The organism is Tardiphaga sp. 20_F10_N6_6, from assembly GCF_052076045.1.
GTDB lineage: Bacteria > Pseudomonadota > Alphaproteobacteria > Rhizobiales > Xanthobacteraceae > Tardiphaga > Tardiphaga robiniae.
This window is the reverse complement of sequence record NZ_CP197239.1, coordinates 4032625-4056899: the sequence shown is the minus strand read 5'-3', so window position 1 is coordinate 4056899 and position 24275 is coordinate 4032625. Positions and strand designations below refer to the sequence as shown.

Below are 24275 nucleotides of genomic sequence, written 5' to 3'. Positions count from 1 at the left end.
GTCGCGAGCCGTGTTGAACGAGAATAAGTTGCATTGATCGCGGACAGGGCCGCGACTATTGGAAATGTCATGACGCTGACCGAACTCGCCAATCCAACCCGGTTCCTGTCGCTCGCCACCCGCATCCTGCCGTGGCTGGCGATGGCGACGGGCATTCTGCTTGCGATCGGCTTGTATCAGTCGGCCATGGCCCCCGATGACTATCAGCAGGGCGCCACCGTCAAGATCATGTTCATCCATGTGCCCAATGCCTGGCTGTCGATGTTCGTCTGGGGCGTCATGAGCGTGGCATCGCTGGGCACGCTGGTGTGGCGGCATCCGCTCGCCGACGTCGCCGCCAAATCCGCAGCACCGATCGGCGCGGCCTTCACCTTTCTCGCATTGGTCACGGGTTCGCTGTGGGGCCGGCCGATGTGGGGTACCTATTGGGAATGGGACGCCCGACTGACTTCGGTGCTCATTCTGTTTCTGATGTATCTCGGCCTGATCGCGCTGTGGCGTGCCGTTGAAGACCCATCGCGGGCGGCGCGCGCCGCGGCGGTGCTGACCTTGGTCGGCGCCATCAATATTCCGATCATCAAGTTCTCGGTCGATTGGTGGAATACGCTGCATCAGCCGGCGTCGGTGATGAAGATGGGCGGCTCGTCGCTCGACAAATCGTTTCTGATTCCCCTGCTGGTAATGGCGGTGGCATTCTCACTGCTGTTCATCACGCTGCATCTCGCGGCCATGCGTAACGAGATCCTGCGGCGCCGCCTGCGTGCGCTGCAGATGCTGCAGGCCTCAAAGCCGGTGGCACTCCCGTGATGGCGCTTGGTCCCTACGCATCTTTTATCGTCACGTCCTACGCGCTGGTCGCAGCGGTGGTGCTGATCCTCATCGTGTGGATCGCCATCGATCACCGCCGCGTCCGCGCACGGCTGCATGAGTTGGAATCCTCCGGCGTGGCGCGGCGCTCGGGTCGTGGCGCGACGGATCTCACATGACCACGCAAGCCACTCCAAAGCGCCGCTGGGTGCTGGCACTGCCTCTGCTGATCTTTGCCGCGCTCGCAGGGCTGTTCTGGTTTCGGCTCGGAGCCGACCCTGCGAAACTGCCCTCGGCATTGATCGGCCGCGCCGCCCCGCAGACGGCGTTGCCCGCGCTGGATGGCCTCACCGATAGCGGCGCGCCGGTGCCGGGCCTCGATCCCGCGGCCTTTAAGGGCAAGGTCAGTCTCGTCAATGTCTGGGCGTCGTGGTGCGTGCCGTGCCACGAGGAGGCACCGCTGCTGACAGAACTCGGCAAGGACAAACGGCTGCAACTGGTCGGCATCAACTACAAAGACGCACCGGACAACGCGCGCCGCTTTCTCGGTCGTTACGGCAATCCGTTCGGCATCGTTGGCGTCGACGGCAACGGCCGCGCCGCGATCGAATGGGGTGTCTATGGCGTGCCCGAAACCTTCATCGTCGGCCGCGACGGCCGCATCGCCTACAAGATGGTCGGTGGCATCACGCAGGAAAATTACGAGCGCGTGCTGAAAGTCGAGATCGACAAGGCGCTGCAGGCAGGGTCCTGAGCGCAATCCTCCTCATGAGCAAGCCGGCTTAACTACCAAAATAAACTTCAGCTTTTATCTGCGGTTCATTTTCGCGCCATGGCGGCGCCATGAATCCGCAGCTAGCTTGATGGCGTTACTTAACCGTCCTTGGAGGGACACCACGATGCGCCATTTCAAATTTGCTACTTTGACCGCTGCCGCTCTCACTCTGGGTCTGCTCGCATCCGCGCCGTCGATGGCGCAGTCGCCGCAGCCTGCTGCTCCCGCCGGCAAGATGGCTCCGGCCGCCACATCCAAGATGGCGCCTGCCAGCGAATCGAAGATGGCTCCGGCACCGAAGGCTGAATTGCTTGATCTCAACTCGGCGAGTGTCGAGGCGCTCGAGGCTCTGCCCGGCATCGGCAAGGCCTATTCGGCGGCCATCGTCAAAGGCCGTCCGTATAAGGGCAAGGACGAACTCGTGCAGAAGAAGATCGTGCCCGAGAAGACCTATGACGGCATCAAGGACAAAGTCATCGCCAAGCAGAAGAGCTAGGCGCGATCGCTTCGCTTGTCCGGAGACGCATCGGCGCAGCCGCGCCGGTGCGTTTTCTTTTGCGGTCCATCACGATCAGCCGATAACGCTGTCCTTCACCACATCGCCCAATGCGGCGAAGTCCGCCTTGCGCGGAGACGTCCGGCGAAAGGCGAGGCCGATGGTGCGGCCGGGCTGCGGATTCTCCAACCGCAGGAATTTGACGCGCTGGTCGCGTTGTTCGACATCGGCGGCGATCTGCGGGATCAATGTCACGCCATAGCCGCTGGCGACCATCTGCATCACCGTGGAGAGGCTGGACGCAGCGAAGGCCATGCCGTTGCCGCCGGACTGATGGCCGCGCGCTGCGGTGGCGCAGAAGGCCAGCGCCTGATCGCGCAGGCAGTGGCCGTCCTCCAGCAGGATCAGTCGGCTCTGGTCGATCTCCATCGCCTTGATGCGTTTGTCGGCCGGGCGGGGATCGTCTGCCGGCACCGCGAGCAGGAACAGATCGTCGAACAATTTGGCCGTATCGATCTCAGGCTCGCCAAGCGGCAGCGCCAGCATCGCGGCATCGAGTGCGCCTGACTTGATATCGTCGACCAGTTGCCTGGTTTGCGTCTCGCGCAGCTCCAGCCGCAATTCCGGAAACTGTTTCTGTAGCACCGGCAGGATCCGCGGCAGCAGATACGGCGCCAGCGACGGGATCACGCCGAGCGTCAGCCGCCCAGTCAGGAGTCCGCCGCGATGCCGCGCAAAGTCCACCAGGTCGCGCGAGGCCGCCAGCACGTCCTCGCCGCGCCGCGCCACTTCGCGCCCGACATCGGTTAGCATTACCTCGCCGGGTCGGCGCTCCACCACCTTGACGCCCAACGTCCGTTCGAGATCGCGTATCTGCATCGACAGCGCAGGCTGGGTGACGTTGCAGGCCTCGGCCGCGCGGCCGAAATGGCCGTGTTTGGCGAGCGCGGCGAGATAGCGGAGCTGGCGGAGCGTGATCATGGATCATCAGATAAACTGATCGAAGGGAGAAGACAATTCGACTGGACCTGATCTAAGAATTCTTCCAATCTCTCGTCACGAAATCCAATTAGGGTGAGCGCCAAGCTCGCCGAGGAATTCGGCAGACAATTGAAATTAGACAGCTTTTGGAAAATTTGAGCGGGTTTTTGAAGGCGATCCGGTGTGTCGGTGTTGCCTGGGACGGCTCATATTCCAAACAGCCAGAAGGAGAGACTGATGGACACGACGAATGAGAATGGCGCCGGCAAGTGCCCCGTTGCGCATGCCCCCGCTGCCCGGGCCAATCGTGACTGGTGGCCGAACAAGCTAGACCTGTCGATTCTCCACCAGCACTCGTCGCTGTCCGATCCGATGGGCGATGCGTTTAACTACGCCGAGGAATTCAAGAAGCTTGATTACGAGGCGTTGAAAAACGACCTGCGCAAGCTGATGACCGATTCGCAGGACTGGTGGCCGGCTGATTTCGGACATTACGGTCCGCAGTTCATCCGCATGTCGTGGCACGCCGCTGGTACCTATCGGCTCAGCGATGGCCGTGGCGGTGGCGGTCGCGGTCAGCAGCGTTTTGCTCCGCTCAATTCCTGGCCGGACAACGTCAACATCGACAAGTCACGCCGCCTCCTGTGGCCGATCAAGCAGAAATACGGCAACAAGATCTCGTGGGCCGACCTGCTGATCCTGACCGGCAACGTGGCGCTGGAGACCATGGGTTTTCGCACCTTCGGTTTCGCGGCCGGTCGTGCCGACGTCTGGGAGCCTGATCAGGACGTGAATTGGGGTCCCGAATCCACGTGGCTGTCCCACCGGTCGCTCGACAAGTTCGAAGCTCCGCTCAGTGCCACGGAAATGGGCCTGATCTACGTGAATCCGGAAGGTCCGGGTGCCAGCGGCGATCCGGTAGCGGCCGCCAGCTTCATCCGCGAGACCTTCAAGCGCATGGCGATGAACGACGAGGAAACCGTGGCGCTGATCGCCGGCGGTCACACCTTCGGTAAGACCCATGGCGCTGCGCCTGAGTCCCACAAGGGTCCCGAGCCTGAAGCTGCCGGCCTGGAAGCGCAGGGCCTGGGCTGGAAGAGCAACTACGGTACTGGATCCGGTGCAGACGCCGTTGGTAGCGGCATTGAGGTCACCTGGACGCAGACGCCGGCGCAGTGGAGCAACTTCTTCTTCGAGAACCTGTTCAAGTATGAATGGGTGCAGACCCGCAGCCCCGGTGGGGCCATCCAGTGGGAGGCCAAGGACGCCGAGGAAGTGATCCCCGACGCGCATGATCCATCGAAGAAGCACAAGCCGACCATGCTCACGACGGATCTGTCCCTGCGTCTGGACCCGGCCTATGAGAAAATCTCACGCCGCTTCCTGCAGAATCCGCAGGCCTTCGCTGAAGCTTTTGCTCGGGCCTGGTTCAAGCTGACTCATCGCGACATGGGTCCGCGCGTGCGTTATCTCGGTCCGGAAGTGCCCAAGGAAGAGTTGATCTGGCAGGATCCGATCCCTGCGGTTGACTATCCGGTGATCGACGACACCGACGTCTCTGCGCTCAAGGCCAAGCTGCTGGCATCGGGTCTGACCGTGTCCGAATTGGTCAGCACGGCCTGGGCTTCGGCCTCCACCTTCCGTGGCGGCGACAAGCGTGGCGGTGCCAACGGCGCGCGCATCCGTCTGGCCCCTCAGAAGGACTGGGAGGTTAACCAGCCGGCTCAGCTAGCCAAGGTGTTGCAGGTGCTCGATGGAATCCGGAAGGAGTTCAACGCGGCGCAATCCGGTGACAAGCAGGTTTCGCTTGCCGACCTGATCGTCCTCGGCGGCAGCGCGGCGGTCGAGAAAGCCGCGAAGGATGCTGGCCTGGATGTAACCGTTCCGTTCTCTCCGGGGCGCGGCGACGCCTCGCAGGCGCAAACCGATGTGGAATCCTTCGAGGTGATGGAACCGGTCGCGGACGGCTTCCGTAACTACCTCAAGGGCACGTCTGCCGTACCGGCCGAAGTATCCTTGGTGGATCGCGCGCAGTTGCTGACGCTGACCGCTCCGGAAATGACGGTTCTCGTCGGCGGCTTGCGGGTACTCGGTGCGAATTCCGGGCAGTCTGTGCGCGGTGTCTTCACCAAGACACCGGAGACGTTGACCAACGACTTCTTCATCAACCTGCTCGACATGAGCACGGAGTGGAAAGCGATCGATGGCTCGAACAACGTGTACGAGGGACGTGATCGCAAGAGCGGCGAAGTCAAGTGGACCGGTACACGCGCCGATCTGGTCTTCGGTTCGCACTCGCAGCTGCGTGCCTTCGCGGAGGTCTATGCAAGCGCTGACGCCAAGCAGAAGTTCGTGAAGGACTTCGTCAAGGCTTGGGTGAAGGTGATGAACGTGGATCGTTTCGATCTTGTCGAGAAGCCGATACTGCAGGCGGCTGAGTAACCTCGGCCCGCCATCGTGAATATGAAAGCCCCTGCGACTATGTCGCGGGGGCTTTTTCTTGTCGCGCCGCGTCATACTCAACTGTCATCACTGACACTGCCGGTTACTGGATCCCGCTTTCGCGGCGATGAGAGTTTCAAAGAGTCTGAGCGCTCTGCGTCTTGCAGCTTTCTCCGAATCCCCGCACAAATGGCAAAATGTTTCTCCGGAGGATCTCCAGATGATGAAACTCTACTGGTCGCCGCGCTCGCGCTCATTCACGGCGCTTTGGCTGATGGAGGAAACCGGCGTCGCCTATGAGCGCGTGCTGACCGATATCTCCACCGGTGCGCAGCGCACGCTGGAATTCCTCGCCGTCAATCCGATGGGCAAGGTGCCGGCTCTGCAGGATGGCGACGCCACTATGGCCGAGGCTGCGGCAATCTGCGCTTATGTGGCGGAACGCTACCCCGAGGCGAAGCTGGCGCCCCCGCTCGGCGATTCTCATCGCGCGAAATATCTCTATTGGCTGTTCTTTGCGCCGGGCTGTATCGAACCGGCGATCGCACAGATCGCGACCAAGATGGAGCTGAATCCGGTGGCCGCGGGCTGGGGTGATGCGCAGCGCGTGTTCGATGTGCTCGAAGCCGCGCTTGATGAAGGCCCATGGATTCTCGGCGCGCAATTCTCTGCCGCCGATATCGCCATCGGTTCAGGACTGAACTTTGCCGTGCGCAATTTCAAGATGGTGCCGTCGCGCCCGGCGTTCGAGCGCTATCTCGATCGTTGCAGCGCCCGTCCGGCCTTCCAGCGTGCGATGGAATTTGCGTCGGGGGAAAAGACGTAAGGCGAATTACTCGCCTGCCTCTGCCTTCAACGCATCCGGATGCGGCATCGAGATGATGTTGTAGCCGGAGTCGACGAAATGCGTTTCGCCGGTCACGCCGCCGGAAAGATCCGACAGCAGATACAGCGCAGTGCCGCCGAGTTCTTCCAGTGTTACGCCACGGCCGAGCGGCGAATGTTTCTGCTGGAATGCGAACATCGCGCGGGAATCGCCGATGCCCGAGCCGGCCAGTGTACGTACCGGGCCAGCCGACACAGCGTTGACGCGAATGCCCTGGCGGCCAAAGTCAGATGCGAGATAACGCACCGAGGCTTCGAGAGCGGCCTTGGCAACGCCCATGACATTGTAGTTCGGCATCACGCGGGTCGATCCGCCAAAAGTTAGCGTGATCATGGCGCTGCCGGGCTTCATGATTTCCGACGCGCGCTTGGCGATTTCGGTGAAGGAGAAGCAGGAGATCACCATGGTGCGCGAGAAGTTCGCACGCGTGGTGTCGGCGTAGCGGCCCTTGAGTTCGTTCTTGTCGGAGAAACCGATGGCGTGGACCAGGAAATCCAGGCTGCCCCATTTCTCCTTGGTCGCAGAGAACGTAGCATCGACGCTGGCGATGTCCTCGACGTCGCAGGGCAGGATCAGATCCGCATTGAGCGATTCCGCCAGCGGCTTGACGCGCTTGCCAAGCGCATCGCCTTGATAGGTGAAAGCCAGTTCGGCACCCTGCGCATGCAGGGCCTTGGCGATTCCCCACGCGATCGAATGATCATTGGCGACGCCCATGATCAATCCGCGCTTGCCCTGCATCAGTGATGGCATCGCGTTATGCGTCCATCCGCTTGAAGACCAGCGTGGCGTTGGTGCCGCCGAAGCCGAAGGAGTTCGACAGCACGGTGCCGACCTTCACATTGTCGATGCGCTTGCGCACGATCGGCATGTCGGCGAACACTGGATCGAGTTCGGTGATGTTGCCGCTCTCGCAGATAAACCCGTTCTGCATCATCAGCAGCGAGTAGATTGCTTCCTGCACGCCGGTGGCGCCGAGCGAGTGGCCGGTGAGGGCCTTGGTCGCCGAGATTGGCGGGCATTTCTCGCCAGTGCCGAACACGTTGCGGATCGCCTGCATTTCCGGCGGGTCGCCGGCTGGCGTCGAGGTCGCATGCGGGTTGATGTAGTCGATCTTGATGCCGCCGGTGGTGGCCAGCGCCATCTTCATGCAACGCTCTGCGCCTTCGCCGGATGGAGCGACCATGTCGTAACCGTCCGAGGTGGCGCCGTAGCCGATGATTTCGCCATAGATCTTGGCGCCGCGTGCTTTCGCATGCTCGAGTTCTTCGACCACGACCACGCCTGCGCCGCCGGCGATGACGAAACCGTCACGGCTGACGTCATAGGGACGCGAGGCCGTCGAAGGGGTGTCGTTATACTTCGAGGACATTGCGCCCATGGCGTCGAACAGCACCGAGAGCGACCAGTCGAGCTCCTCGCAGCCGCCGGCGAATACGACGTCCTGCTTGCCCCACTGGATCATCTCATAGGCATTGCCGATGCAGTGATTCGAGGTCGCGCAGGCGGAGGAGATCGAATAGTTCACGCCCTTGATCTTGAACCAGGTCGCGAGCGTGGCGGATGCCGTCGAGGACATCGCCTTCGGCACCGCGAACGGACCAACGCGCTTCGGACCCTTCGTTCGCGTGATGTCCGCGGCTTCGACGATGGTGCGTGCGGAAGGTCCGCCCGAGCCCATGATGATGCCGGTGCGCTCGTTCGAGATATCCGACTCTTCGAGGCCGGAGTCCTGGATCGCCTGTTCCATGGCGATGTGATTCCATGCGGCGCCTTCGCCGAGGAAGCGCATCGCGCGGCGGTCGATCACATCGGCCGGATTGATGGTCGGTGCGCCCTGCACCTGCGAACGGAAACCGAGCTCTGCGTATTTGTCGGCGCGCGTGATGCCCGACTTTGCCTCATGGAGGCTCGCAAGCACTTCCTGAGTGTTGTTTCCGATAGATGAGACAATGCCCATCCCCGTGACGACAACCCGCCTCATGATCGCCTCGCCCTTTGAATTACGTTGTTGTGGAACTGGCGGTCGCCCCCTCGGAGACCGCCGTTGAATGGCACCCGGTAGATCACGTTCCCGGCTGCAATGCGGCAGGTGCTTCCTGCTTGAACAGGCCGACCTTCAGGTCCTTGGCGCGATAGATAATCTCGCCATCGGCCGAAAGCGAGCCGTCGGCAATCCCCAACCACAATTTTGAACGCATCACGCGCTTGATATCGATGGTGTACACGACCTTTTTGACGTTCGGGAGAACCTGGCCGGAAAACTTCAGCTCGCTGAGCCCGAGCGCACGTCCGGGGCCGATGCCGCCCGACCAGCCCAGAAAGAACCCGACCATCTGCCACATGGCGTCCAGGCCGAGGCAGCCCGGCATGACCGGATCGCCCTTGAAGTGGCAGGCAAAGAACCAGAGGTCCGAATTGACGTCGAGTTCAGCGCGCACGAGACCCTTGCCGAATTCGCCGCCATCAGCCGTGATCTCGGTGATGCGGTCGAACATCAGCATCGGCGGCAGCGGCAATTGCGCATTGCCGGGTCCGAACAGCTCGCCGCGGCCGCAGGCCAGCAGGTCTTCATATGCGTAGCTGTTGCGTTGTTCCTGGATCATGCCGGCTTTCTGGGTCCATCGATGGTGGTGGCTACCCCGGGTGGAGTCGCCACATATAGAATTGTTCCAAATGACACGGGAACTTGCCCCGGTTGGGCGCTCTCTATCATAGGCTTATGGGGCGGCAAAGCGGCGGATCGCCTGCTTTTGGCGGGTTATTGACCATATTGCGATGCACTGCGGAAGCATCCCTTCTGATGCATGGCTCCTAGTTGCGAAAACCTTGCATCTGAGGCCCCGCCTTTCTATAATAGAAGGCTAATTCAGTGTTCTTTTTGAGTGTGAACGGCAGGATTACTGACGTGGATATGAGCGACAGCGTTTCAGTTCTGGATGACGCAGCTGCAGTTGCGGAAATCAATCACGGCCGTCAGCCGGCTTTGACTGGTTGCCCGTGGCATGACGTCAACGAGATGCTGCAGTCGGTCGGTCTGCGACCCACCCGTCAACGCATGGCGCTGGGCTGGCTGCTGTTCGGCAAGGGCGCGCGTCATCTCACTGCGGAAATGCTGTACGAGGAAGCGACTCTCGCCAAGGTGCCGGTGTCGCTGGCGACCGTTTACAACACGCTCAATCAGCTCACGGATTCCGGCCTGCTTCGTCAGGTCAGCGTCGATGGTACGAAGACCTATTTCGATACCAATGTGACCTCGCATCACCACTACTATCTCGAGAACAACCACGAGCTGGTCGATATTCCGGACCAGAACCTCGTGCTGACCAAGATGCCGGAAGTCCCCGAGGGCTTCGAGATCAGCCGCATCGACATGGTCGTTCGTCTGCGCAAAAAGCGCTAACGGCTTTATCCAAATTCTGAAGTTATTTGCGCCGCCGAACCGTTTTCGGCGGCGTTTGCTCGCCAGCTCCAGCCGTCGCCACGATCGCGCGGGCAAGGGAGCGGCCGGTGCATTCGTAGCCGGCTGCGGAATTGTGTAGTCCGTCCCAGGCCGTCAGCGCTCCCATGGAGAGCCCTGCGTCTACTGCACGGCGCATCAGCTCGAAGCGTGAGAACAGCGGTACGCGTTCCTGCCGGGCGGCGTCAGCTATGCTCGCCTGCATCTTGGAATATTGCGATGCGAGAATGACCGGCGCGTATTGCTGATCCATCAGGATCACGTCGGCGCCGTCAGCCTTCAGCAGGCGGATGCCCTCGACGATCCTGCCGGTCAGGCTGTCAGCGCTTTGCAGCCAGGTCATGTCATTGGTGCCGATCTGCCAAATCACGAGATCCGGGCGATGCGCCAGCACATCGCGGTCGAAGCGGGCGATATTGCCCGGGATCGTGTCGGCGTTCCGCCCACTATTGATGACCTCCAGCCGCAGTCCCGGCTTCAGGTGTTGCAGCTCGCTCTGCAGCATGCCGGGATAGGTTTTGGCGGGGTCGGATTGCCACAGGCCGAGCGTCGAGGACGAGCCCATGGCGACGACCTTGAGCGGGCCACCGGTTTTGAGCGCAGCCACGGTGCGCCGAAGGGTCGCATCACCAGACAGCCGCTGATCCACAGCCAAGCACGTTTCAGTGGCGGATTGCGCACGAGCCGGGCCGGACCATGGCAGCGCTGCCATGGCGACCACTGCACCGGCGCAGGCCAGGCTCCCGATGCGGGGTGTGCTCAGTTCACCTTCTCGTCGGCGTAGACGCCCCATAGCCGTTGCTGTTCGATCCAGCCATCAAAGCCGTTGCCGATCACCCGGCACCAGCCATTGTTGCAGCGCTTTACCTGCGCCACGACACCCGCCTGTAACCGCGCTGCGACGGCGCTGGTCGCATCCGGATTGTCGTAGATCGAGGCGAGTTCGTCCTTGGATTTCATGGTCACGACTGCGGTGCGGCGGCCGGACAGCAGCGAGTGATAGACCCAGCCCTCGGCGCCCTCGGAATCACGAACGCGGCGCCAGTTCTCGTATTCGGCGGTGATCTCTACCGGCAGGCCGGAGCGAGTATAGACCCAGGCGACATCGTTGTCCTTGGTGGGGCCGGCGCGGACATTAACGTGATCCGACTTGAGGCTGACGTAGCGCGGCACCGGCAGGCCGCTGGCGCCCAGCGGCGTGTCCTTGGCAGCGAGAGCCGGATCGATTGCTGCCGCGATCAGAGTACCCATCGCCAACATCGCACACGCAAATCGCCGGAACGCCATCAACCCCACCTCAACCCAATCCAAAGAACGCAAGTGCCGCCGCGCCGCACGCGCCTGTTGGGTTCTTGTTTTGGCTTGGTCTTCTGCTAGAGAGGACCGAAGGCCAAGGCACCAAAAAGGGTGTCGGGGAACCCGAGGAAACGGTGAATTCGCGGCTGCGGCAGTTTCGAACAACCGGGTTAATGCGGACTGAACGGATTAGCCAAAGCGCGAGTGAGCAGGACATGTCGGTCAAGAAAAAGCCTCTCGTCATCGTCACGCGCAAGCTGCCGGACTCGATCGAGACCCGCATGCGCGAACTGTTCGATGCGCACATCAATCTCGACGACACGCCTCTGACGCCCGAGCAACTCGCTGAAGCGACCCGCACCGCCGATGTGCTGGTGCCGACCGTCACCGACGAAATTACCAAAGAGCTGCTCGAGCACCCCGACTGCAAGCTCCGGCTGATCGCCAATTTTGGCAACGGCGTCGACAATATCGATGTCGTCGCGGCCCATGCCCGCGGTATCACCGTCACCAACACGCCGAAGGTGCTCACTGAAGACACCGCCGACATGACCATGTCGATGATCCTCGCAGTGCCGCGCCGGCTGATCGAAGGTGCCTCGATCCTGACCGAAGGCAAGGACTGGCAGGGCTGGTCGCCGACCTGGATGCTGGGCAAGCGGCTTGGCGGCAAGCGGCTCGGTATCATCGGCATGGGCCGCATCGGCCAGGCCGTCGCGCGCCGCGCCCGCGCTTTCGGGCTACAGATCCACTATCACAACCGTAAACCCGTCGCCCCGAAGATCGCCGAAGAACTCGGTGCGACCTATTGGGATTCGCTCGACCAGATGCTGGCGCGCATGGACATCATCTCGGTGAACTGTCCGCATACGCCGGCGACGTTCCACCTGTTGTCAGCACGCCGTCTCAAGCTGATCCGCAAGGACGCCTATATCGTCAACACCGCGCGCGGCGAGGTGATCGACGAAGAGACGATGATCAAGCTGATCGAGTCGGGCGACATTGCCGGTGCCGCGCTCGACGTGTTCGAACATGAGCCCGCGGTGAGTCCGAAGCTGGTGCGGCTCGCGCGCGCCGGCAAGGTGGTATTGTTGCCGCATATGGGCTCGGCGACGATCGAAGGCCGTGTCGAGATGGGCGAGAAAGTCATCATCAACATCCGTGCCTTCCTCGACAATCACAAGCCGCCGGATCGTGTGCTTCCGAACATGCTGTGAGGCGAAGCGCTTACGCTCGCCGCTTATCTTACGAGATCAGCTTGAAGATGAGATAGGCCGCGATGCGGCCCTCGCGCGTGGCTTTGCGGCCGTAGCGCGTCATGGTGTAGTTCGGCCATGGCAGGCGCCAGTCATCGGCGCGCTCTGCGGTCCAGATGAAATCCGGCGATCGCGACACATGCCAGAGTGTCCACGCGACGTAATCCGGAATGTCATGCACGAAACGAAATTCGCCTAACGGCTTCAGCACGCGCGCCATCGCAGCCAGTGTTGCGTCCTGTACGAAGCGGCGCTTCCAGTGACGCTTCTTCGGCCACGGATCCGGATGGATCAGGTCGATGCGTGACAGCGATTGGGCCGGTGCCCATGTGAGAAGTTCAGCGGCGTCGCCGGCGACGAGGCGGATATTGCCGATGTTCTGCGCCTCGATCTGCGTCAGAATCTTCGCCATGCCGTTGATATAGGGCTCGCAGCCGATGAAGCCGATGTCGGGATGCGCCAGCGCTTCCGCGACCAGATGCTCGCCGCCGCCGAAGCCGATCTCCAGACGCACGGTCTCGACATCAGTGCCGAACAGCGTGCGAATATCGTCAGGTGCCGGATGTGCGATGTCGACGGTGAGCGCCGGCAGCAGCGTCGCCATCAGATCGGCCTGATGGTCGCGCAGCTTGTGGCCTTTGCGGCGTCCGAAGAACGAGCCGGTGTAATGACCGCTCTCGGCAGGCGTGGACGCACCCGCATCAGCGGGGGCATCGTGATCGTTATGATTGGAATTGGCTGTGGTCATCGCGCGCGAGTGATACAGCCGAAACGCCATCGGCGCCATCAGGCGCGATGACGAATTTCCGTTGAAACTACCGTGATTTTAGCGCTGATCCGGGGCTTCGCGCGAAGCGATCTGTTCGACCAGGTCGACGATGCTGCGGCGGAGCTTGGCATCGGTGATGCGCGTGAAGGCGCGGGTCAGAGCGAGGCCTTCGGAGGTGGCGAGGAAGTCGGAGACATAGGCAGGCGAGGACGCTTCAGCGAAGCCTTCGCCGTTATGGATCGCGCCGGGGCCGCCTTCGAACAGGAACGAGACGGGGACCTGCAGGATTTCCGAAATCTGCTGCAGCCGGCTGGCGCCGACGCGGTTGGTGCCCTTCTCGTATTTCTGAACTTGCTGAAACGTCAGACCGAGGGCTTCGCCCAGCTTTTCCTGACTCATGCCGAGCATAATGCGCCGCATGCGCACACGGCTGCCGACATATTTGTCAACAGGATTGGGCGCTTTCGTCGACATCTCAATTACTCCTGGATCACATCAAGGGAGACGGATCATGCGTGGCAATCCGTCATTTAGGGCGGCTTCGGTTGTAACCAAAGGTATCCTAGTGGATTATAACAACCGCGCAAATTTTCCTAAGCGGAAAATTTAAGCCACTGCACCTTTATTTCTCAATAGGTGAGAAATAAAGCTTACAAAGCTAGCTTAAAAAGCAATCACATCGAGAGGGTTGTTCGGTAGGCGGCGAAAGCTAGCTTGCAAGCTATATCAAATGCTTCAAGTATCAAGCTAGTGGCGTACCGGCGTACGCCGCCGAACGGCGAAAATGATCGCGAGCGCGACAAACATCGCGGCGGGAATATCGCCGATTTTCGAGTAGACCGTCGGCGAAATGGCCGCTGGTAATCCCGAATCCAGCACGCCTTCGACACCGAGATCGAGCCGCGCGATCAGGCGGCCGACAGGGTCGACCACGACGGAAATGCCGGTGTTCGCGGCGCGAACCAGCGGCAGGCCTTCCTCGATGGCGCGGACGCGGCTCTGCTGGAGGTGCTGGTAGGGGCCGGTGGAAATGCCGAACCAGCCATCATTGGTGAGATTGACAATCCAGCCCGGCCGATCGTTGCGCGTGGTGATATCGTCCGGGAAAACCGCCTCGTAGCAGATCAGCGGCAGCATGCGCGGCGCACCGGGAATATCCATCGGCTTGCGACGGGAGCCGGGAATGAAGCCGCCATGGACTTTGGTCAATTGCTGGAAGCCGATCTTCTCCATGAAGCTCTGGAACGGCAGATACTCGCCGAACGGCACCAGATGAAGTTTGTCGTAGGTCGACAGGATGCTGCCGTCATGGTCGATCACGTAAATGGAATTATAGGCCTGCGTGATGCGCGCGCCGAGCGGCGCATCCGGCGGGCGCACCGCGCCGGTGACCAGCACGGTGCCCTTCGGCAGCAGATTGGCGATCTGCGCCATCGCATCGGGTTCGCGCGACAGGAAGAACGGGAATGCGGATTCCGGCCAGATCAGGATGCTGGCTGCGCCGACGCCTGAATTCTGCGGACCGGTCGCGCGGTCCGACAGCGCAAGATATCTGCTCATGACATCCGCCTTGGCGGAATAGTTGAAGCGCGTGTCCTGCGACAGATTCGGCTGCATGATGCGCAGCTTCACATTGGCGACGAGCTGCGTCGGGGTGCGCGATAGCCGGGCCATGCCATAGGTGCCCATCACGACGAGCAGCACCAGCGCAAGCGCCGGCGCTAGCCACGGCCGCTGCGTGCGCGAGCGTCCGTCGATCAGAACCGCAGGCGATGCAAAGATCGCTACAGTGATAAATGTCAATCCCCAGAGGCCGACCAGCGATGCGCTCTGCGCCAGCGCGAGCGGTTCGGTGAGTGCATAGCCGAACGCATTCCAGGGAAAGCCCGTCAGCACGTGGCCGCGCAGCCATTCGCCGATCGTGAGACTCGCCGCGAGCGCGAAGATGCGGCTGGCGTCCTTGGTCCAGAGCAAGCGCGCTAGCGCGAAACCGATCGCGGTGAACAGCGCGAGATAGGCGGGCAGGCCGCAGATCGCGGCGGGCAACAGCCATGCGAAGGTCTGCGCGTCGACGAGGAAAGCGTAGCCGATCCAGTACAGGCCCGGCACGAAATAACCGAAGCCGAACCACCAGCCCGCCATGGCGGCCGCGGGAATGCCGCGCATCTTGCCGGCGGCAGCGCCATCGATCAGCCAGACGACGACGGGGAACGTGATGAACAGCACCGGCCAGGCGTTGAACGGCGCCATCGCCAGCGACGATACCGCGCCGGCCAGCAGCGCGATGCCTGCGCGCTTCCAACTCCAAGCGAGAATGATGCTGAGTGCGACCGAGCGCAGGCTGCGTGATGTCACGGCGTTCCCGCGCTGTCGCCTGGCGGAGGCGTATTCACATTATCATTGGACGGTGCCGCGCCGGCGTCCGGCGGTGCATCGCGGCGGCGCGGTTCGCGGGTGCGCGGCGCAGGCCGCTCCTTGCGGGGGCCGACGCGTAATCGCTTGACGCGGCGCGGATCGGCATCGAGCACTTCGATCTCGAAATTACCAGGGCCGGAAATCACTTCGCCGCGCACGGGCAGCCGTCCGACATGGGTGACGAGATAGCCGCCGAGTGTCTCGACTTCCTCGCCGTCTTCGCCGGTCTCGAATTCTTCGCCGATCATGGCGCGCACGTCATCGAGGCTGGCGCGTGCATCGGCGATGAAGCTGTCGCCCTGCCTGACAATGGATGGCGGCTCGTCGCTGTCGTGTTCGTCATCGATCTCGCCGACGATCTGCTCGACGATGTCCTCGATAGAGACGAGGCCGTCGGTGCCGCCATATTCGTCGACAACGAGTGCGAGATGGATGCGTGCTGCCTGCATTTGCGCGAGCAGATCGATGGCGCGCATCGATGGCGGCACGTAGAGCAGCTTGCGGATGATGCCGGTGTCAACGACGGTCTGCGCCAGATCGACCGAACGCAGGTCGAGGCCTGCGGGAAACACTTTCTTCTTCTTGGCCGTCGACGGCACGACGTTGCGCGCCTTTACGGTCATGTATGCCAGCAGGTCGCGGATATGAACGATGCCGACGGGATCGTCGAGGGTTTCGTTGAATACGACCAAGCGCGAATGCGCCGCGCTCTCGAACAGGCCCATCAATTCGCCGAGCGAGATATCCTGCTTCACCGCGATAATATCGGCGCGATGCACCATGACGTCGGCGATGCGGCGCTCGTTGAGCCCCAAAATATTGCGCAACATCGTGCGCTCGATGGTGGAGAAGCCGGTCTCGTCCGGCGCGGAGGCGTCGAGCACGACTTGCAGGTCGGCACGCACCGAGCCCGGCTTCCAGCCGAACAGCGAGCGGATCGCGCGGGTCAGCCAGGTCTCCGACGTCGGGCGCATGACTTCGCCATCGTGAACCACCGCAGGCAGATTGCTTGAGGTCTTCGAATGATCGCTTCTAGTGTCGCCGTCCGGCATCTCAGGTCACCCGATCCTGATCTGCATAGGGGTCCGGGATCCCGAGCGTTGCCAGGATCTCGCGCTCCAGCGCTTCCATCTCTTCTGCTTCGTCGTCCTTCTCATGATCGTAACCGACCAGATGCAAGAAGCCGTGAATGGCGAGATGGCTGAGATGGTTGGCGAAGCTCTTCTCTTCTTCGTCAGCCTCGCGGCGCGTGGTCTCGTAGGCAATAGCGATGTCGCCGAGCATGCGCGGCATGTCATCGGGCTCGTCCGCGCCTTCGGGCGGCTGCAGCGCCGGGAATGACAGCACGTTGGTCGGCTTGTCGATGCCACGCCAGTTCTGGTTCAGCGTGCGAATGCCGGCGTCGTCGGTGAGCATGATGGCGAGTTCGGCGTCGGCCGTATCGGTATCGACCATGGCGGCGGCGGCTTCGATGGCGCGGTGAATCACGGCGTCGGCATCGGCCTCCGCAGACCAGCAATCGGTGACAACAAGAACCTCTGTCGCGGGAGATGAATAGGTCGGCATCGGTATCGAACTTCTTTCGCGAACGGACCCGATTCCGGGTCCGCCGTCAGCGTATGAGTGTGTCATCAGGTCTTTGTAGCGACCGCCTTCTGCGGCGTTCCTTCGTAGGCGGCGACGATGCGGGCCACGAGTTCGTGGCGGACCACGTCTTCGCCGGTGAATTTCACCTGCGAGATGCCTTGCACGCCGTCGAGCAGACGCGCGGCCTCGGCGAGACCCGAGGTCTGGCCGTTGGGCAAGTCGACCTGCGAGGGGTCTCCGGTGATGATCATGCGGCTGTTCTCGCCCAGACGCGTCAGAAACATCTTCATCTGCATTGAGGTGGTGTTCTGCGCTTCGTCGAGAATGATTGCGGCATTGGTCAGCGTGCGACCGCGCATGAACGCAAGCGGCGCGATTTCGATTTCGCCGGTCTGCAACGCGCGCTCGACAATGCGCCCGTCCATCAGGTCATAGAGTGCGTCATATATCGGGCGCAGATACGGATCGACCTTCTCGCGCATGTCACCGGGCAGGAAGCCGAGCCTTTCGCCGGCTTCCACCGCCGGACGCGACAGGATGATGCGATCGACTTCCTTGCGCTCGAACAGCATCGCCGCCTGCGCAACCGCAAGCCAGGTCTTGCCGGTACCGGCGGGGCCGATGCCGAAAACCAGCTCGTTGCTTCTCAGCGCGCGGATATAGGCGTCCTGCGTCGCGGTGCGGGCACGCACCGGGCGCTTGCGCAGATTGATGGTGTCGAAGTTCGAGGCGGCTGCTTTCGACCCCTTGGGATCGAACGGAAACAGCGTGCCTTGCGCCAGCGTCGCGCGGATCGTGCCTTCGACATCGCCGGGGGCAAGGTCATGGCCCTGCACTGCCTGCGCATAGAGCGTTTCGAGCACACGGCGGGCGGCGTCGCAGGCGTCGCGGGTGCCGGTGAGGGTGATGTGGTTGCCGCGGGAATCGACGACGACATTCAGCCGGCGTTCGATGATCGCGAGGTTCTGGCCATAAGGCCCGACCAGCGAAGAGGCCGCCCGGTTGTCATCAAAGTCGATGACGACCTGCGTCTCGGCCTGCGGTGGAGTATCGAGTTTGCGAACAGCGAGCGTAGACGAATCCGATGCGCTTTTGGCCAAGAATTCAGGCTCCCGTGACGGTGTGAGAACGGACTGGCTGCAACACTGGTGGTACTGGAGAACTAGCAACTGGAGGTGATGCGAGGCTGCCGAGCAGGCTGTAGCGCTCGAGGCTCTCAATGGTGACCGGAAGCACCTGGCCGATGATGTCGTCAGAGGCCATCACATGGGCCGGCTGCAGGTAAGCGGTGCGGCCGACGATCTGGCCGGGATTGCGCGCCTTGCGTTCGAACAGCACATCCACAGTGCGTCCAATCGTGGCCGCGTTGAAGGCCGATTGCTGGCTGTCGATCAGGTTCTGAAGCCTCACCAATCGCTCGTCCATGTCAGCCTGTGACACCGTCTCCTGCAAATCCGCGGCCGGCGTTCCCGGACGCGGCGAATACTTGAACGAATAAGCGCCAGCGTATCCGATTTGTGTGACGAGCGCGAGCGTGGCTGCAAAATCTTCCTCGGTCTCGCCGGGAAAGCCCACGATGAAATCAGAAGTAAAAGCAATGTCTTGCCGCGCGTCGCGAAAACGGTCGATGACGCGGCGATAATCTTCGGCTGTATGTTTCCGGTTCATGGCCGCCAGAATGCGGTCGGAACCCGACTGCACCGGCAGATGCACGAACGGCATCAGCTCCGGCAAATCGCGATGCGCCGATATCAGCGTGTCCTCGACGTCGCGGGGATGGCTGGTGGAATAGCGCAGCCGGGCGATGCCGGGAATTTTTGCGAGGCGATAGAGCAGCGTGCCCAGTGCCCACGGGCGGCCGTCGGGACCCTCGCCGTGATAGCCGTTGACGTTCTGCCCGATCAGCGTGATCTCGCGCACACCGTTGTCGGTGAGCCGCTGCACGTCATCGATGATCTTCGCCACGGGGCGCGAGACTTCGGAGCCGCGGGTGTAGGGCACCACGCAGAAGGTGCAGAACTTGTCGCAGCCCTCCTGCACGGTGACGAAGGAGGAAATGCCGCGGGCGCGAATCGCTGCCGGCTTCGGCGGCGGCAGGAAGCCGAACTTGTCCTCGACCGGAAATTCGGTGTCCAGCGCGCGGCCACCGGCTTTCGCCTGCTTCAGCAGCGCAGGCAGGTTGTGATAGCTCTGCGGCCCGACCACGACATCGACAACGGGGGCGCGGCGAATGATTTCGTTGCCTTCGGCCTGCGCGACGCAGCCGGCGACGACCACGTTCATCTTGCGTCCGGCCTGCGCGGCTTCCGCCTTGGCGACGCGCAGCTTGCCGAGCTCCGAATAGACCTTCTCGGACGCCTTCTCGCGGATGTGGCAGGTGTTGAGGATCACCAGATCCGCGTCGTCGACATTGGCCGTCTCGACGAAGCCTTCCGGCGCCAGCGTGTCCACCATGCGCTGGGCATCGTAGACGTTCATCTGGCAGCCGTAGGATTTGATATGCAGCTTACGCGGCGCGGTCATGGAACCTGTAATGGGCTGGAAATGCGCTTGCTGCGCAGCGCTCAATTATAGGCTAACGCTCGGAAAATCCAGCATTTCTGCAAAATATAAGTGCTCGCAATGGCTTAGGCGAGGCCGATGGGCTCGCCAGCCAGTGCGCCCCTGACCACCAGGCTAGGGAGCTGCCGCATATCGTCGAATACGAGATGGGCTCCAGCGGCCGTCAGGGCTGCCGCGGTGGCTGGGCTGCAATGGCCGCCGCCGTGATAGCCGAACACGGTCATGCCGGCGGCGACGCCCGCCGTAACGCCGGGAATGCTGTCCTCGATCACCACGCAGCGCTCGGGTGCGGCATTCATTTGCGCGGCGGCAAACAGAAACAGATCGGGCTGCGGCTTGCCGCGCTCGACCTGCAGAGCGGAAAACAGATGCGGATCGAAACGATCGAGCAGCCCGGTCGTAGTGAGGCTGCTGCGAATGCGTGTCGGTGTGCCCGAGGACGCTACGCAAACCGGCTGTGACAATATTGCGAGTGTCTCGGCGATATGCGGGATCGGCTGCAGCTTCGCGCCGAACACCTCGTCGATCGTGGCTTTCAGCGTCGCGGTGTAGTCATCGGGCAGCACGTGGCCGAGCTCGGTCTCGACTTCCAGGCGCGCCTCGCGCGCGGACCGGCCGAGGAAACGCTCATGCACCTGATCGGCGGTGATGGGATAACCGAACTGGGTCAGGACATCCGCGTGGACGACGCAAGCGAGGGACTCACTGTCGACGAGCACGCCGTCACAATCGAAGATGACGAGATCGAAGCGCGAAGAAACTGAACTCACTTGGTTGATTCGCTCACTTGGTGGTTTTGTCCTCGTCGAGCGGCACGCAGTACAGCTCCAGCCGGTGATCGACCAGCTTGTAACCGAGCTTCGCGGCGACTTCAGCCTGCAATTTCTCGATCTCTTCAGACGTGAATTCGATGACGGTCCCGTCACGCAAGTTGATCAGATGGTCGTGATGGCTGTCACGCATCGTCTCGTAGCGCGCGCGGCCTTCGCGAAAATCGTGACGCTCGATGATGCCGGCGTCTTCGAACAGCTTCACCGTGCGATACACCGTCGAGATCGAGATCTTGTCATCCACCGCAACGCAGCGGCGATACAGTTCCTCGACATCGGGATGATCGTCGGCTTCCGCCAGAACGCGCGCAATCACGCGGCGCTGTTCCGTCATGCGCATGCCGGTCGCGGCGCAGCGCGCCTCGATACCAGCAGACTTCATCGCAGATGATTTCAGTGCAGTCATGATCCGAGTCCCATCGTAGCTTCTTTTGCCACTCCGCAGGCGTCAGGACAAGTCGCGCCGCATCACCAGCGCATTCAATTCCGCTCCATCCGCTTCCTTGTAGTAACGTTCCCGGCGTCCCGCGACTGCGAAGCCGGTTCTGTCGTAAAGCCGCCGCGCCGGTAGATTATTTTCCTCGACTTCGAGGAACACGGTACGCACGCCGCGACCGGCCAGATGACCGAGATGGGTGAGAAATAGATCGCGCGACAGGCCGCGGCCGCGATAACCGGCCGATACGGCGATGGAGAGAATCTCGGCTTCGTCGGCCGCGATTCGCGAGACCGCGAAGCCGATGAGGTGGCCGCGCAGTTTCAGCCGATGCACGAGGGTGTTTTGTTCGCGCAGCATCTGTTCGAACTCCCCGGCACCCCAACCGCGATGGAAGGACGCGGCATGCAACTGCGCAAGTTGTCGCGCGTCGCGCAATGTCGCGGGCTCGACCACCGCGTTGCCGCGGCTGAACAGGCGCAGCAACCAGGCCGGCATCATGATGCGGCTAGTGCGGCCTGCTGCATCAGGCTGCTTTGCGGCTTGGCATCAGGGGCGCGCAGATAGTAGGGACGCGCCAGCGCGGTTTCCGGATTCACCGCGGCGCCAAGCCATGCCACCCATGAGATTTCGGGAGCGGGTTGCATGTCGACGTGCAACGGCGCCGGCGCATCGGACGGCCAACGCGTGGCCAGGATCTCTGCGGCATTGCCGACCAGATACGGTGCGCCGAACTGCACGGCCTCAAGGGCCTCGTCGATGGGGATGACGCCCGGCCGCACCAGCGAGGTGCCGTTACCGCTGACGACCTGGAAATAGACATGGTCATGCCGCGCATCGATGGCGGCGATGACAGGCGCATCCATGTTCTCGCTGACGACAGGGGCTGCATAGGCCGTCAGCGTGGTGATGCCGACCACGGGCTTGCTCGCCGCCAGGCCAATGCCGCGCGCCGCCGCCAGGCCGACGCGCAGCCCGGTGAAGCTGCCGGGGCCAGTGGTGACGGCAATGCGGTCGAGGTCAGCGAAGGCGATGCCGGAGCCCGCCATGACGCGCCCGAGCAACGGCATCAGCGCCTCGGCATGACCGCGCTTCATCGGCATGGACTCATGCGCAATGAGCTTGCTGGTGCGGGTGTCGAGGATGGCTGCGGCGCAGGCATCGAGGGCGGTATCAATGGCAAGGATCAACATAAAAGAGACGCTACCACGGCTTGCGAGGGTTTGCGCCTGCCACTCGCAGAATATCGCTCCACGCGCAATGGTGCTGTGATTCGCTTTGCTGCCGGAGAGGGGCGGCAGCTTTGGCGTGCATCCACTACTCGCTTTCTCATAAAGATATTTCACAAGATACGATAGCGAGACCACGAAAGTTCCCGTGAGCGAAATGGGCTCGTGGAACAGCTTCAGTTTCACTCTGGTTAAAAGCTTCACTTAATAAATTCTTCGGAGATCGATGAGATAAGCATACCGTTTGGAAGCGACATTTCGCGGATGCGTGTGGCTTTCATGCGGGCTGAAATTATTCGTCTAATTTTTTGGATACGATTATATTTATGGGAGGCGATCCGATGCTGCATTGGTTGAGCAGTTCAGAGGCGCGCGAGGGGCGGGCCCTGGCGGCAGCGATCAAAAAATCGCAAGCCGTGATCGAGTTCAGCGCTGACGGCACGATCCTCGGAGCCAATCCAAACTTCCTGTCCGCCCTTGGATATACGCTGGAAGAAATCGTCGGCAAGAACCACAGCATGTTCGTGACGCCGGAAATGAAGAGCAGCGCGGAATATCGCGCGTTCTGGAATAACCTCAATCGCGGCGAGTACCAGGCCGGCGAGTTCAAGCGTCTCGGCAAAGGTGGCAAGGAGGTCTGGATCCAGGGTTCCTACAACCCGATCCTTGGGAATGATGGCAAGCCCCTGAAAATCGTCAAGTTTGCCATGGATACAACTGCAGTGAAAACCCGCAGTATGGACGATGCCGGCAAGATCGCAGCCATCAGTCGTTCGCAGGCTGTCATCGAGTTCAAGCTCGATGGGACGATTGTCACGGCCAATGACTTGTTCTTGAATGTCATGGGTTACAATCTCGCGGAAATCGAAGGCAAACATCACAGCATGTTTGTCGATTCTGCAACTCGCGACGGCGCGGCCTATCGCGAATTCTGGGCCAGCCTCAATCGTGGTGAATATCAGGCCGCCGAATACAAGCGGATCGGCAAGAACGGCAAAGAGGTCTGGATTCTCGCGACCTACAATCCAATCCTTGATGAGACAGGCCGGCCAATCAAGGTAGTCAAGTTCGCGTCAGACGTTACCGATCAGAAGCTGCGCACGGCGAATTTCTCAGGTCAGATCGAGGCCATCGGCAAGTCGCAGGCCGTGATCGAATTTAGCATGGATGGCATCGTTCTCAGCGCCAATGAGAATTTTCTGGGCGTGCTCGGTTACGCGCTCTCGGAAATACAGGGCAAGCACCACAGCATGTTCGTTGTGCCGAGTGAGCGCGACGGTGCCGACTATCGCGAATTCTGGGCGGCGCTCAAGCGGGGTAACTACCAGGCGGCGGAGTACCAGCGGATCGGTAAGGGCGGCAAACAAGTCTGGATACAGGCTTCGTACAATCCGATTCTCGACCTCAATGGCAGGCCCTACAAGGTCGTGAAGTATGCCACCGACACCACGGCGCAGGTGATCGCGCGCATGAAGAGCGAACGCGTCCGCGCGATGATGGAATCGGTCGCCGCTGGCGCTGAGGAACTGAACGCGTCGGTGCGCGAAATCTCTGAGGCCATGATGAAATCAAAGACCACGGCGATGTCTGCGGTGGGCAAGGTCGAGTTGGCGGACGATCAAGCGCAGCGTCTCAGCACGGCAGCGCAGGCGATGAGCGGGATCGTCGAGCTGATCGGCAACATCACCGGGCAAATCAACTTGTTGGCGCTGAATGCCACCATCGAATCGGCGCGTGCCGGTGAAGCCGGTCGTGGCTTTGCGGTCGTTGCATCGGAGGTGAAAAATCTGGCCAACCAGGCCAAGCAGGCGACCGATAAGATCGCCAGCGAGATCGGCAGCCTCAATGGCATTTCGAGCGATGTGGTCGACGCGCTGAGCGCGATCAAGCAGGAGATCCAGAACGTCAGCGAATATGTCACCGCAACGGCGGCCGCCGTCGAAGAGCAGAGCACGGTGACGAACGAAATGTCATCGAGCATGCAGCGGGCCGCAGAAGAAGCCGCAAGTATCGGCCGCTAAACGAAGGCTGGTTCCAGAAACGAAAAT

The 24275-nt window shown here is 61.6% G+C and carries 26 protein-coding genes; 9 read left to right on the top strand and 17 right to left on the bottom strand.

Features of this window, described 5'->3' with window-relative positions:
• The first annotated feature begins 69 nt into the window (after positions 1-69).
• The 4 genes from AB7813_RS19515 to AB7813_RS19500 all read left to right on the top strand — a co-directional run bounded on the left by AB7813_RS19515 (position 70) and on the right by AB7813_RS19500 (position 2078).
• Positions 70-807: a heme ABC transporter permease gene (locus AB7813_RS19515; protein WP_089263301.1), complete on the top strand. Its 738-nt coding sequence runs from the start codon at positions 70-72 to the stop codon at positions 805-807.
• Positions 807-986, top strand: coding sequence for a heme exporter protein CcmD (gene ccmD / locus AB7813_RS19510; protein ID WP_068730071.1), 180 nt, complete (start codon positions 807-809; stop codon positions 984-986). The genes AB7813_RS19515 and ccmD overlap by 1 nt, the downstream gene beginning before the upstream one ends.
• Positions 983-1561, top strand: a complete 579-nt coding sequence (locus AB7813_RS19505) for a DsbE family thiol:disulfide interchange protein (RefSeq protein WP_089263305.1) — start codon at positions 983-985, stop codon at positions 1559-1561. Before ccmD ends, AB7813_RS19505 begins: the two co-directional genes overlap by 4 nt.
• A gap of 145 nt (positions 1562-1706) precedes the next feature.
• Positions 1707-2078 (top strand): ComEA family DNA-binding protein, encoded by a 372-nt coding sequence (locus tag AB7813_RS19500; RefSeq protein ID WP_089263307.1) that lies wholly within the window; start codon positions 1707-1709, stop codon positions 2076-2078.
• Positions 2079-2153: 75 nt separating this feature from the next.
• Here the strand turns inward: AB7813_RS19500 and AB7813_RS19495 are convergent, their stop codons facing one another.
• Positions 2154-3059, bottom strand: coding sequence for a LysR substrate-binding domain-containing protein (locus AB7813_RS19495; RefSeq protein ID WP_093757738.1), 906 nt, complete (start codon positions 3057-3059; stop codon positions 2154-2156).
• Positions 3060-3296: 237 nt separating this feature from the next.
• On the opposite strand from AB7813_RS19495, the gene katG reads away from it, so the two are divergent.
• Positions 3297-5501 (top strand): catalase/peroxidase HPI, encoded by a 2205-nt coding sequence (gene katG, locus AB7813_RS19490; RefSeq protein ID WP_441228279.1) that lies wholly within the window; start codon positions 3297-3299, stop codon positions 5499-5501.
• Positions 5502-5721: 220 nt separating this feature from the next.
• Positions 5722-6327 (top strand): glutathione S-transferase family protein, encoded by a 606-nt coding sequence (locus AB7813_RS19485; RefSeq protein ID WP_089263313.1) that lies wholly within the window; start codon positions 5722-5724, stop codon positions 6325-6327.
• Positions 6328-6333: 6 nt separating this feature from the next.
• On the opposite strand, the gene fabI is transcribed toward AB7813_RS19485, so the two are convergent.
• The 3 genes from fabI to fabA form a co-directional block, all read right to left on the bottom strand.
• A complete protein-coding gene (gene fabI, locus AB7813_RS19480) occupies positions 6334-7140 on the bottom strand; it encodes an enoyl-ACP reductase FabI (RefSeq protein WP_441228278.1) in 807 nt (268 codons plus the stop codon).
• A gap of 4 nt (positions 7141-7144) precedes the next feature.
• Positions 7145-8371, bottom strand: coding sequence for a beta-ketoacyl-ACP synthase I (gene fabB, locus AB7813_RS19475; protein WP_068730055.1), 1227 nt, complete (start codon positions 8369-8371; stop codon positions 7145-7147).
• 82 nt (positions 8372-8453) lie between these two features.
• Positions 8454-8993 (bottom strand): bifunctional 3-hydroxydecanoyl-ACP dehydratase/trans-2-decenoyl-ACP isomerase, encoded by a 540-nt coding sequence (gene fabA, locus AB7813_RS19470; protein WP_210269351.1) that lies wholly within the window; start codon positions 8991-8993, stop codon positions 8454-8456.
• Positions 8994-9301: 308 nt separating this feature from the next.
• Between fabA and irrA the strand changes: the two genes are divergently transcribed.
• Positions 9302-9790 carry an iron response transcriptional regulator IrrA gene (gene irrA, locus AB7813_RS19465; protein ID WP_089263317.1) on the top strand — a complete coding sequence of 163 codons (489 nt, stop codon included), beginning with the start codon at positions 9302-9304 and terminating at the stop codon, positions 9788-9790.
• Positions 9791-9812: 22 nt separating this feature from the next.
• Here the strand turns inward: irrA and AB7813_RS19460 are convergent, their stop codons facing one another.
• Together AB7813_RS19460 and AB7813_RS19455 are read right to left on the bottom strand one after the other, a co-directional pair.
• The gene (locus AB7813_RS19460) at positions 9813-10496 is read right to left on the bottom strand and encodes an SGNH/GDSL hydrolase family protein (RefSeq protein WP_439084253.1); all 684 of its coding nucleotides are present in this window, start codon (positions 10494-10496) and stop codon (positions 9813-9815) included.
• A 110-nt stretch (positions 10497-10606) separates the two neighbouring features.
• Positions 10607-11134, bottom strand: coding sequence for an SH3 domain-containing protein (locus AB7813_RS19455; RefSeq protein ID WP_068730049.1), 528 nt, complete (start codon positions 11132-11134; stop codon positions 10607-10609).
• 224 nt (positions 11135-11358) lie between these two features.
• Here AB7813_RS19455 and AB7813_RS19450 point away from each other — a divergent pair, with 224 nt between their 5' ends.
• Positions 11359-12360 carry a 2-hydroxyacid dehydrogenase gene (locus tag AB7813_RS19450; protein ID WP_068730047.1) on the top strand — a complete coding sequence of 334 codons (1002 nt, stop codon included), beginning with the start codon at positions 11359-11361 and terminating at the stop codon, positions 12358-12360.
• Between the two features lie 28 nt (positions 12361-12388).
• On the opposite strand, the gene AB7813_RS19445 is transcribed toward AB7813_RS19450, so the two are convergent.
• From AB7813_RS19445 to tsaB, 11 genes are all read right to left on the bottom strand, one after another.
• Positions 12389-13147: a tRNA (guanine(46)-N(7))-methyltransferase TrmB gene (locus tag AB7813_RS19445; RefSeq protein WP_439084254.1), complete on the bottom strand. Its 759-nt coding sequence runs from the start codon at positions 13145-13147 to the stop codon at positions 12389-12391.
• 78 nt (positions 13148-13225) lie between these two features.
• Positions 13226-13642 (bottom strand): helix-turn-helix domain-containing protein, encoded by a 417-nt coding sequence (locus AB7813_RS19440; protein ID WP_068730045.1) that lies wholly within the window; start codon positions 13640-13642, stop codon positions 13226-13228.
• Between the two features lie 273 nt (positions 13643-13915).
• Complete coding sequence (gene lnt, locus AB7813_RS19435) at positions 13916-15523, bottom strand: apolipoprotein N-acyltransferase (protein ID WP_120287606.1); 1608 nt, start codon at positions 15521-15523, stop codon at positions 13916-13918.
• The gene (locus AB7813_RS19430; RefSeq protein WP_120287605.1) at positions 15520-16635 is read right to left on the bottom strand and encodes a hemolysin family protein; all 1116 of its coding nucleotides are present in this window, start codon (positions 16633-16635) and stop codon (positions 15520-15522) included. The genes lnt and AB7813_RS19430 overlap by 4 nt, the downstream gene beginning before the upstream one ends.
• Before the next feature lies 1 nt (position 16636).
• Entirely contained in the window at positions 16637-17149 is a 513-nt protein-coding gene (ybeY, locus tag AB7813_RS19425) for an rRNA maturation RNase YbeY (RefSeq protein WP_441228277.1), read from the bottom strand.
• Between the two features lie 65 nt (positions 17150-17214).
• A complete protein-coding gene (locus AB7813_RS19420; RefSeq protein ID WP_068730036.1) occupies positions 17215-18270 on the bottom strand; it encodes a PhoH family protein in 1056 nt (351 codons plus the stop codon).
• 4 nt (positions 18271-18274) lie between these two features.
• Positions 18275-19693: a tRNA (N6-isopentenyl adenosine(37)-C2)-methylthiotransferase MiaB gene (gene miaB, locus AB7813_RS19415; protein WP_441228276.1), complete on the bottom strand. Its 1419-nt coding sequence runs from the start codon at positions 19691-19693 to the stop codon at positions 18275-18277.
• A gap of 104 nt (positions 19694-19797) precedes the next feature.
• Complete coding sequence (locus AB7813_RS19410; protein WP_441228275.1) at positions 19798-20502, bottom strand: HAD family hydrolase; 705 nt, start codon at positions 20500-20502, stop codon at positions 19798-19800.
• Between the two features lie 13 nt (positions 20503-20515).
• Positions 20516-20968, bottom strand: coding sequence for a Fur family transcriptional regulator (locus AB7813_RS19405; protein WP_068730031.1), 453 nt, complete (start codon positions 20966-20968; stop codon positions 20516-20518).
• A gap of 42 nt (positions 20969-21010) precedes the next feature.
• Positions 21011-21496 carry a ribosomal protein S18-alanine N-acetyltransferase gene (rimI, locus tag AB7813_RS19400; RefSeq protein WP_441228977.1) on the bottom strand — a complete coding sequence of 162 codons (486 nt, stop codon included), beginning with the start codon at positions 21494-21496 and terminating at the stop codon, positions 21011-21013.
• Positions 21496-22191, bottom strand: a complete 696-nt coding sequence (tsaB, locus tag AB7813_RS19395; RefSeq protein ID WP_441228274.1) for a tRNA (adenosine(37)-N6)-threonylcarbamoyltransferase complex dimerization subunit type 1 TsaB — start codon at positions 22189-22191, stop codon at positions 21496-21498. Before tsaB ends, rimI begins: the two co-directional genes overlap by 1 nt.
• 377 nt (positions 22192-22568) lie before the next feature.
• Here tsaB and AB7813_RS19390 point away from each other — a divergent pair, with 377 nt between their 5' ends.
• Positions 22569-24248: a methyl-accepting chemotaxis protein gene (locus AB7813_RS19390; RefSeq protein WP_441228273.1), complete on the top strand. Its 1680-nt coding sequence runs from the start codon at positions 22569-22571 to the stop codon at positions 24246-24248.
• Positions 24249-24275: the final 27 nt, after the last annotated feature.